Below are 5,853 nucleotides of genomic sequence, written 5' to 3' on the forward strand. Positions count from 1 at the left end.
TTTTGTTTACTGCTTCCTATATTATTTAGCAAAATAATATAATTCCCATTACAATCAGATCCCCTGACAATTCTGTCGAAAGGATATTCGTATTCAATAGTGGAAAATCTTTAACAAGGATTTTCTCTGGTATGTTTTAAAGATATTACTACAGTTTTTTAAAAATATACCTCCCTCTTTTTATTTCTGTCCACCTACCTTAGTTTCAACAATATTGAATATTAAAATAAACAGTTAATATTTTTTGGAATATCAAATAAATCCATATATTTGGTATACCAATTTTTGGTGAACCAATTATTTGGTTCGCCAATTAAACAGGAAGGAAAATAATCCCAATTAAACAAACAACCTAAAATTATGAAGTTCAGAATTTACGTGAAAGGATTTGTGTTTATGTTGGTCTGTTGCGTTTTATACAACCAATTAGCATTTGCACAAAGTAAAGTAAAAGTTCAAGGCGTAGTTAAGTCGGAGGGTGGAGAACCGCTGCCCGGTGTTTCAGTATCTATAAAAGATACTAAACAAGGAACGCAGACAGGGCCAAATGGAGAATTTACTATTAATGCTACTGTTGGAGAGATATTATTGTTCAATTACATGGGCTTTAAATCCAAAGCAGTAGGAGTTTCTAAGGGAGGCAATATAGATGTAGTTTTAGAAGAAGCGGTTACAGCTATGAACGAAGTGGTAGTTGTTGGGTATGGAAGTCTGAAAAAATCGGCTATAACCTCAGCAGTAAGTAAACTGGAGAATAAAAACCTGGACGAAATCCCTACTTCACGCTTAGACAATGCTTTAATAGGAAAGATAGCGGGTGTAAGCGTTCAAAATGTGACTTCTGAGGCGGGAGCAGAGCCAGTAGTTAGAGTAAGAGGTTTTAATTCTATTAGTGCCGACTCGTCTCCTCTGGTAGTAGTGGATGGCTATCCTGTTCCGGATGGACTTTCTTTTGTGAACCCACAGGATGTTGAGTCTATTGAAGTGTTAAAGGATGCCGCTTCAGCTTCTATTTATGGTTCAAGAGCTGCAAACGGAGTTATTTTGGTTACAACTAAATCGGGAACGCCGGATAAACCTCGTATCACATTAAAAACCTATTATGGTATAAAAAATCCATACGAACTGCATCCTATTATGACTATGACGGAGTATGTAGACAAACTTTATAGGGAAGCAGCTTTAAGAGAAAATGATCCGTCTGTTCCTGCAAATAGGAAAAACCTGATTCTTACGTCCGAAAGAGCGGGGTATATTGTAGAAAATCAGATTACCGGTGGTGCTACAGATTGGCAGAATCTAGCTTTAAACGATAATGCTGGTATATATAATATTCAGTTAGGAATTTCCGGAGGAAAAAAGGATTTAAGATATTATTTGTCTGGAAGTATCCAGAAGGATGAAGGTATCATGAAATATAGCCAGAACGATCGCACAACCTTTAAAGCGAAAGTAGATGGTAACTTAACTAAGAAACTAAAATTTAATATCAATTTCAATCCGTCTTATATTAAGACCGACAGGCCTGCTGTTAACTTTACAGATTATTACAGATGGTATTCTTTTATGCCGGCATATCACAACGAGTTTACGGCAGCTTATGTAAGACAGAATCCGCAATGGGCAAATATATTACCAGGTGATTATGCAGAAGCAAGACATTTCAATGGATTAACTTATAGCGGCTATATGCCAGATGGTAGTTTCTGGTCTTCAAATACAACGCCTATAAACATATTTGGAACACAAAATAACACACCGGTTTCTATTGCAAGCAGAGAATCCAGAGCGAGAACTTCTTATAGAATTATCTCATCTGGTGATTTGAGTTATGAAATTATTCCCAAACTGATCTTTAAAACATCTTTAGGTGGTTATTATAATTTCGAGGAGAATACCACTTTTACACAGAGTAATGCCAGACAAGATGGTGCTGTAAATCAGGCACTCATAACTGGTAGGCATTTTAAAGATTTGTTATGGGAAAATACCCTAAACTATGCATACTCCAAAAAGAAACACAATTTCACCGGCTTATTGGGTTATACCGTTCAGCAGACGTGGATCGAAAATTCGAGTATGGCGGGGTTGAATTTTCCTACAGAGAATTTTGAGACCCTAAATCAAGCAGCACAAATAGATCAAAGCAGAACTTTTACTTTGAAAGATAGAATTGGTTTGATGTCTTATTTAGGCCGGGTTACTTACGATTACAACAGTAAGTATATGCTGACCGCAAGTTTCAGAACTGATGGCAGCTCTTATTTCGCAAAAGGAAGAAAATATGGATTTTTCCCTTCAGTGTCGGCAGGGTGGAATATAAGCAGTGAGCCCTTTATGAAAGACATAAGCTGGTTGACTACTTTGAAATTGAGAAGCAGCTATGGCGCAACGGGAAACAATAGAATTGAGAGCTTTTCTTATCAAGACCTTTTATATCCGGCAAACTATAGTTTTGGACCAGGTACAGGTTCTGTTAATATGGGACTTTCACCAAACTCATCTGTCATAGCCAATCCATTAATTACATGGGAGAGAACATTTGAATCCAATACAGGTTTAGATATGGCATTTTTGCAAAACCGCTTTAATGTCTCTGTAGAATACTATCGCTCTATAACTGATAAATTGTTATTTAACCAGGCCGCTATGGCATTTACGGGTTCAGACCAGTTTATCAATAACATAGGAAAGGTAAAAAATAAAGGTATAGAAATAGAGTTTAGCTCTAATAATTTCAAAACCAAAAATTTTGAATGGACAACTGCTATCAACTTTTCAAGAAATAAAAATGAGTTGTTAGAATTAGGCGGTGAAGCTTATCAATACAATTATGGCGAGCGTAATGAGATGTATGCAGCCATAGTAGGACAACCTTCTATTCAGTTTTTTGGCTATAAAACCGACGGAGTATGGGTTTCTGATGCACAAATTCAGGAAGCCAGGGACAACGGATTAACCACACAAATTACCAACTTTTTTGTGCCAGGCGGTCTACGATATGCAGATACTAACGGAGATAATGTAATTGATACAGATGATAGGGTAGTGCTGGGAGATCCTTTTCCAGATTTTATGTGGGGATTCTCCAATGCTTTTAAATATAAAAACTTCGACCTAAATGTATTATTGCAAGGTTCTCAGGGTGGTAAATTGATTAATGGAGATGCCAATTATAACGAGCAAAAGCGTTTCAATAAAAGATACAACTCAGAAGACCGCTGGTTAAGCGCAATGTATCCCGGTGATGGTAAAACGCCATATTTTACCTCTGGTGCAGATTGGAATGTTTCTGACTACATCTTAGAAGATGCATCCTATATGTCTCTGAGGAGCGTGATATTGGGGTATACCCTGCCAAAAACAGCTTTAAAGAAGACAGGATTAGGAGCTGTAAGATTATATGCTGTGGCAGATAACCTGTTATATCTAAAAGGCAAAGGGTATCGTGGTATTAACCCGGAAGCAAGAGTAACATCCGGAGCATATGCATCTCCATTAATTACCGGGTATCAAAGAGGAGCATTTCCATTAATGCAAACCTTCACTTTTGGTTTAGATATTAATTTTTAATCAGAGAAAGAACATGAAGAATATATTAAGACATCATAAAAAAGTGTTAATAGCTGTAGCATCGGTTATTTCATTGAGTTCTTGTCAAAAAACAATTGAATTAGAGCCTATTTCTAATGTAGGGTCGGATGAATATTATAAAAATTTCACGGAAGTGAGTAGTGCTTTAACCGGTTGTTATAGTGGTCTACATAAGCCTTTATATAACGAATGGCAATTTACCGAGCTAAGAAGCGATAACTCAAAACAAGGTGTACCAAACAGTAGCAACGTAACCAATGCCGAATTAAATGCATTGGATATGTTTAATCTTAATCCTTTTCATGAACGTGTTTATGATTACTGGTTAGACACTTATAACAATGTAAGGGCGATAAATTATGTACTCAGGAGTCTGGGAGCAAAATATGAGAATAATGAAATAATAGTTGGCCAGGGTACAGCACAAATGAATGCCGACCAAAAGAACAAAATTTTAGGCGAGGCTCTATTTTTAAGAGCTTATCATTATTTTAATCTGGTGAGATTGTATGGTAGTGTATTTTTGATTTCTGAACCCATTACTCCGCAACAGGCTAAATTGATGTATAGAAGCTCTATACAGGATATTTACAATTTTATTATTGCTGATTTAAAAAAAGCCAATGAGGTTTTCCCGCAAGGAGGATTTGCATCTATTACTTCGGCAGATTTAGGTAGGGCAAATGTATGGGCATCTAAAACATTATTGGCAAAAGTTTATTTAACACTTGACAGGAAGCCAGAAGCTATAACTTTATTAAATGATGTGATTAATAATAGCGGTTACGGTCTGGTGGATTCTTATGCTGATATATTTTCTATCAGTAATGAGATGAATAAAGAGATACTTTTTGCTGTGAGATATAAAGGAGGTGGTTTTGGAATGGGGTCTCCTTTTGCTAATCTTTTTGCTCCAACAGGAAGCGGTAACGCAGTAGTAAATAACGACGGAAACGGCTATAATTTCCCAACAGATGACTTCCAATTGATTTATAAAGCTGGTGATAAAAGAAAAGAGGTTACTATTGCAAATTATACTCCTGAGAAACCTTATGTCAAGAAATTCCTTTCTCAGGTAGCATTAAGATATGATGCGGAAAATGATTTTCCTGTTTTGCGTTTTGCGGATGTTTTGTTAATGAAAGCCGAAGCATTGGGGTATGATGGTAGTCCTAATGGAGAATCTGTACAACTTATTAATAGAGTAAGAGAAAGGGCAGGGGCTCTTGATTACGGATCTAATACCGATTTTACCATTAAATTTTACAAATATCCGGCAACTGGCCCTTTTGCTTTAACCGATGCAGAAACTTTTAGACAGGCCTTGCTGAATGAAAGACGTATAGAACTGGCATTCGAAAACCAGAGGTATTTTGATATCCTTCGCCAACCAGATGCTACAAATATCCTTAAACAACATTTCGCTAACGAGTTTGACAGCCATTATTCGGAGATTATACCCCCAATCTCATTAGCCACCTTACAGTCGAATGTAACAGTTCAGAGGTTGATACTGCCTATTCCTCAAAAGGAAATAGATAAGAATGATCAGATAGATATTGGACAGAATGATGGTTATAATTAGTAGTTAAATATCAAAGACATGAAAAAAAATCGTATCAAATTATTGTCCATCCTTTTATTTGGCCTAATTATATTAGGTGCTTGCAAGAAGGATGATACCCAAGCCGGTGCCAATGTAAGCATCGAGAGTAAAGAATACAGTTTTAATATTGCAACGAAAGAATTTACTCCTGATAATACTATTACTGCAAATGTAAAATCTGACGTTGGTGTGGAATCTGTGTATGCTTATCTTATCAGGGGAAATAAACCCGATTCTTTAATCAGGATATTTTTACCGGGAGAAGGAGATAATATCAATGATTTAAACCTTAATATAGAAGCTTCGGTTTTTGCGAAAGCAGATATGTCTGCAGCCGAAGGCATAAAGATGGTTGTAAAAAGTCTCAATAATGCCGGTCATGTAGCTTTAGTGACGATAAACCCTTTTGCTCCGGATATGCCTCACCTTTCTGAGTTCCCTGTTAGTAAAGAACCCGATGCCAATGAGAAAATATTAATAGAAGGGAAAGCATCCTCTGAAAATGGAATAGTTAAAATTGAAATATTGGATGATTCTACCGGTCCATTTACCGTAGTTCACACTATAGATAATTTAAATAATATAAAAAATTACGATGTAAATTATACTTACACGTACAGGCCTGAAGCAGGTAATGTACAAATTATTTTGTA

At 36.3% G+C, this 5,853-nt stretch carries 3 protein-coding genes; all 3 read left to right on the forward strand.

Going from position 1 to position 5,853, the window contains the following annotated elements:
* The first annotated feature begins 360 nt into the window (after positions 1–360).
* On the forward strand, positions 361–3,573 hold the full coding sequence (locus tag ABWO41_RS14530) for a SusC/RagA family TonB-linked outer membrane protein (RefSeq protein ID WP_353139549.1): 3,213 nt from the start codon (positions 361–363) through the stop codon (positions 3,571–3,573).
* A 13-nt stretch (positions 3,574–3,586) separates the two neighbouring features.
* A complete protein-coding gene (locus ABWO41_RS14535; RefSeq protein ID WP_353139552.1) occupies positions 3,587–5,179 on the forward strand; it encodes a RagB/SusD family nutrient uptake outer membrane protein in 1,593 nt (530 codons plus the stop codon).
* 18 nt (positions 5,180–5,197) lie between these two features.
* Positions 5,198–5,853: hypothetical protein (locus tag ABWO41_RS14540; RefSeq protein ID WP_353139555.1), on the forward strand; the 656-nt coding region annotated here is incomplete at its 3' end.

Source organism: Pseudopedobacter sp. (assembly GCF_040392825.1).
Classification (GTDB): Bacteria; Bacteroidota; Bacteroidia; order Sphingobacteriales; family Sphingobacteriaceae; genus Pseudopedobacter.

What these genes read in the sequence shown, in the direction of transcription:
- ABWO41_RS14530 (WP_353139549.1), top strand. Translation starts at nt 361, where the DNA reads ATGAAGTTCAGAATTTACGTGAAAGGATTTGTGTTTATGTTGGTCTGT.
- ABWO41_RS14535 (WP_353139552.1), top strand. Translation starts at nt 3,587, where the DNA reads ATGAAGAATATATTAAGACATCATAAAAAAGTGTTAATAGCTGTAGCA.